The following is a 4,141-nucleotide window of genomic DNA, read 5'->3' as shown; positions in this document are numbered from 1 at the left end:
GGGGCGAACTCTTGGCAAATCTTCTTCCGCATCACGCTCCCGCAGTTGCGGCCCATCGTGCTGTTCGTGACTCTCATGTCCACGATCGGCTCCCTTCAAAGTTTCACCGAATCGCAAGTTCTGACGTCCTCCAATAATTCAGGGGCAGCAAACTCCGGCGGCGTCAACAACTCGGGCCTCACGATGGTCATGTACTTCTACTCGGTGGCATTCCAAGAAAACCGCTACGGCTACGGCGCCGCAATCGCGTGGGGAGTCTTCATCGTGGTCATGTTCTTCTCGATCATCAACTGGCTCGTCACGCGCGAGAAAAAGGACTAGGGGAGCAACGTCATGAGTTCGACCACGCAAGCAAAGCCCCTCGCGAACGCGGTTCCACGCAGGCGAAAGCCCATTCGCCTTTCGACCGTGCTGAAATACGTCGCCCTCACGATCGGCGCGCTCATTTCGCTGTTCCCGTTCTACTGGATGTTCATCCTCGCGACACACCCTTCATCTGCGATCTTCAAGTTTCCGCCAGATGTTCTCCCCGGCGATCGACTCGGCCAAAACATCGGAACGATCACCTCGAAGATCAACATCTGGGCAGCGATGGGCAACACGCTTGTCGTAGCAGTGTCCGTAACGGTCCTCGCCCTCATCATCGCGTCCCTCACCGCGTTTACGTTTGCGAAGTTTGATTTTCCGGGTAAGCGTGGCCTGTTCCTCATCGTCATGGCGACGTTCCTCTTGCCGAGCCAGCTCGCGAGCATCCCGCAGTTCCTCTTTATGAGCAAACTCGGCTGGACCGGTGATCTCAAAGCCCTCGTGTTCCCTTCACTCGCGAGTGCTTTCGGCGTGTTCTGGCTTCGGCAATACGCGACTAATTCCATCCCCACCGAGCTGCTCGAAGCAGCCCGCATGGATGGCTGCGGGTTCTTCCGCCAGTACCTTCACGTGTGCCTGCCCATCATCAAACCGGCACTCGCGTTCCTCGGGATGTTCACCTTCATCGGCGCGTGGAACGACTTCATGTGGCCCCTCATCGTGCTCACCGACCCCAGCAAGCTGACCCTTCAGGTCGCGCTGAGCCAGCTCAAGACCGCCCACGGCAGCGACTACGGCATGCTCATGGCCTCGGCTCTCATCGCCGTTGTTCCACTCATCATCGTGTTCATCATCGGCGCAAAGCAGTTCATCGCCGGCATCGCCGAGGGCGCCCTGAAGTAGCGTCTCGCTCGAGCACACCCCTCCACCAAAGCCCTCACCGTAAGCGCGGCAACCGTCGGAATTTCCGACGCCCGCCCATCTCGCGGGGCTCCCGAGGTCTTTACGGTGCTTCCGCGTTCCCGCCCTTCTTGACCGAGAAGAGATCGACCTCCGCGCGACCCTCGAGCACATCGAGAGCGTGGTGAACCCGTTCGGCGCCCCACGGCGAGAGGATGGCGGCGTCGCTTGGATCGATGAGTGCCCAGTCCTCAAGCTCCGCTTCCTGAAGGCGAATCTTTTCGTGAAGTTCAGTGGCGAAAACGACACCGGCATCAAACACGAAGTGCACGCCCATGGGAGCGCCATAGGCCGCGCTCGACGGAACCCAGCTCACCGAAAGGAGCCGGCCGACCGGAAGATCCAGGTTGAGCTCTTCGCGCAGTTCCCGGGCGGTTGCCTCTCGCGCATCCTCGCCGGCATCCACGCCTCCGCCCGGCAAGAGCCAGTGATCTCGGTAGTTCGGCTTTTCCACGAGGATTCGACCGTGCTCGTCGCGGATCACGGCCGCACCCGAGCTGAAGAGGGTAGGCAGCTGCTGGTAGAAGTAGGGGTTCGGGAGGAGGTCGCTCATGCCTCCACGGTAGCGAGGCGGCCTGAGCCCGGTCAGGGTCGGCGGACGCCGGCAACAGTTCTCGTCGATGCTCGTCGAGGTCGCCTCGCCCGGTGCGCCGCTCTCGTGCCGCACCCCGCACGCCACCCCGTACGCCACCCCGGGCCACGTAATCTGTATACAGATCTTTTCGCCAACAAAAACCTCTCCCATCAATTTGTAAAAGCCACCCAAAGCCGCGCATCTAATGCGATTACAGTCGGCGCACTCTCGGGCACGAGCAGCCTCCCGCGCACCGCGCACTGCGCGCGGGCAAAAGTCCCCCGCTCGCGCGCTATACTCGAACGGGCAGCGGAGCCAGCGAATTGGGGCACCGCGGCCCTTCCCGCCACCGTCGGCGGGGCGCACACAATTCATAACCCCAACCGTGTGGATAGCTTTATATCCCCACGAATATTCACATCATCAATACCCGGAAGTAAGGTTCAGTGCTCCGTGTTCGCGACGGCTGCGGACTCAGTAGCTCCTATAACCTCACGCTTTCCGAATTACGGAGTTTTCCATGGATATCTCACGCCGTTCGCTTCTGGGCGCCAGCGCGCTCACCCTCGGCCCCGTCGCTCTCGCCCTCACGGGCTGCTCCACCGGTAAATCCGGCTCCACCTCGGGCGGTGGCAGCGACAAGGACTTCGTTCTGTGGACCTGGCCCGAGGGCTTCAGCGAGGACACCCTCAAGGCCGTCAAAGAACAGTTCCCCGACATCAACTTCCGCCAAAATGTCATCGGTGGCGACTTCAAGCAGAAGCTCACGACGACCTTCAGTGCCGGCTCCGGCCTTCCCGACATCACCGGCGTCAAGGGTGAAGACATCGCCTTCTTCCTCTCGAAGACCGACTACTTCGAGGATCTCAACGAGCTCGGTGCAAAAGACATCAAAGGCAACTACCTCGACTGGAAGTGGCAGCAGGCCACCTCGAAAGACGGCAAGCAGCTCGGCATCCCGATCGACATCGGCCCCACCGCCCTCTTCTACCGCATCGACGTGTTTGAAGAAGCGGGCCTGCCCTCCGAACCCGCCGAACTCGAAGCCGCGATTCGCGAATGGGACGCCTACTTCGAACTCGGCAAGGAACTCATCTCCAAGAAACCCGGCACCTACCTGATCCGCAACAGCTCCGGCATCTTCAGCACCGCCTACCGCCAAAGCGGTAAGGGCTTCATCGACGAAAACCAGATGTTCATCGGCGATCAGGACCACATCCGCAAGGCCTGGGATCTCTCGGTCAAGGCGAATACTGCCGGCATCAATGCCGCCCTTGACTCGCAGACCGCTGACTCCGCGGCAGCCGTCAACGAGGGGCGCTTGCCCGCCGACTTCGGCGCGTCCTGGCACCTCGCCGACATGAAAGTCGACGCCCCCGAAACTGCCGGCAAGTGGCGCGTGTGTAAGCACCCGGGTGAGGCCGTCAACCAGGGCGGTTCGTTCCTGACAATCCCGAAGGGCGCGAAGGACCCGAAGAAGTCGTTCGAGCTCATCTCCTTCATCCTCAACGCGAAGAACCAGGCAGTCGAGTACACCTTCAGCGGCAACTTCCCCGCTGCACCCGAGGCGCACTCGATGCCCGAGGTCGACGGTGCCGTCGAATTCCTCGGCGGCCAAAAAGCCGCGGAGGTCTTCAGCGCCGCCGCAGAAACCGTTCGCCCGCTGTATGAAGACCCGAACTCCGAGTCGGTCATCGCACCGTTCACTGCAGAGCTCGAACAAATGGAATCAACAGGCAAGGATCCTGAAAAGGCGTGGAACGACGCGGTCACGGCCGCTAAGCGCATCGCCGAACAGGCTGGCATCAAGGTGAAGTAACAGATATGAGCAATCCCCAACCCCGGCCACTCGGGACGCGCATCAAAAAGGCGCTTCCGCAATACCTGGCCATCTCGCCGTACTTTTTCTTCTTTTTCGTGTTCGGTGCGATGCCGGTCGTTTTCACGATGGCGCTCGCGTTCACGAACTGGTCGGGGTTGGGCGACTTCGACTTGATCGGCTTCACCAACTTCAAGTACCTGATCTCCGATCCCCTCTTCTACAAATCCCTCGTCAACACCCTGATCCTGTGGGTCATGGGCACTGTTCCCACCCTTGTTCTCGCGACGATCCTCGCCCTCATGCTCAACTCGACCCTCAGGTTCTCGACGACCTACAAGGTCATCTACCTGATCCCGAACATTACGTCGATGGTCGCGATGGGTATGCTGTTCAGCTCGATCTTCTCGAGCCAATTCGGTATCGCAAACGCCATCATCAACGTGTTCGGTTTCGAGAACATCGCGTGGCTTCAAACCGAA

At 60.3% G+C, this 4,141-nt stretch carries 5 protein-coding genes; 4 read left to right on the top strand and 1 reads right to left on the bottom strand.

The window, feature by feature from the left end:
* Both DEHOM01_RS09535 and DEHOM01_RS09530 read left to right on the top strand, forming a co-directional pair.
* Nucleotides 1-321 (top strand): carbohydrate ABC transporter permease (locus tag DEHOM01_RS09535; protein WP_167346679.1); only part of this gene is annotated, 321 nt, incomplete at its 5' end.
* 12 nt (nucleotides 322-333) lie between these two features.
* The gene (locus tag DEHOM01_RS09530; protein WP_082738837.1) at nucleotides 334-1,209 is read left to right on the top strand and encodes a carbohydrate ABC transporter permease; all 876 of its coding nucleotides are present in this window, start codon (nucleotides 334-336) and stop codon (nucleotides 1,207-1,209) included.
* 100 nt (nucleotides 1,210-1,309) lie between these two features.
* Here the strand turns inward: DEHOM01_RS09530 and DEHOM01_RS09525 are convergent, their stop codons facing one another.
* Nucleotides 1,310-1,819 (bottom strand): NUDIX domain-containing protein, encoded by a 510-nt coding sequence (locus tag DEHOM01_RS09525; RefSeq protein WP_061212557.1) that lies wholly within the window; start codon nucleotides 1,817-1,819, stop codon nucleotides 1,310-1,312.
* 541 nt (nucleotides 1,820-2,360) lie between these two features.
* On the opposite strand from DEHOM01_RS09525, the gene DEHOM01_RS09520 reads away from it, so the two are divergent.
* Together DEHOM01_RS09520 and DEHOM01_RS09515 are read left to right on the top strand one after the other, a co-directional pair.
* Nucleotides 2,361-3,659, top strand: a complete 1,299-nt coding sequence (locus tag DEHOM01_RS09520) for an extracellular solute-binding protein (protein ID WP_061212556.1) — start codon at nucleotides 2,361-2,363, stop codon at nucleotides 3,657-3,659.
* Nucleotides 3,660-3,664: 5 nt separating this feature from the next.
* A partial coding sequence (locus DEHOM01_RS09515; RefSeq protein WP_217998010.1) for a carbohydrate ABC transporter permease occupies nucleotides 3,665-4,141 on the top strand: 477 nt, incomplete at its 3' end.

Source organism: Dermabacter hominis NBRC 106157 (assembly GCF_001570785.1).
GTDB lineage: Bacteria > Actinomycetota > Actinomycetes > Actinomycetales > Dermabacteraceae > Dermabacter > Dermabacter hominis.
The sequence above is the reverse complement of the archived record's forward strand: the minus strand, read 5'-3'. Positions and strand labels throughout refer to the sequence as shown.

Excerpts from the sequence above, each read along its gene's own strand:
- DEHOM01_RS09530 (WP_082738837.1), top strand. The coding sequence starts at position 334 with ATGAGTTCGACCACGCAAGCAAAGCCCCTCGCGAACGCGGTTCCACGC.
- DEHOM01_RS09525 (WP_061212557.1), bottom strand. The coding sequence starts at position 1,819 with ATGAGCGACCTCCTCCCGAACCCCTACTTCTACCAGCAGCTGCCTACC.
- DEHOM01_RS09520 (WP_061212556.1), top strand. The coding sequence starts at position 2,361 with ATGGATATCTCACGCCGTTCGCTTCTGGGCGCCAGCGCGCTCACCCTC.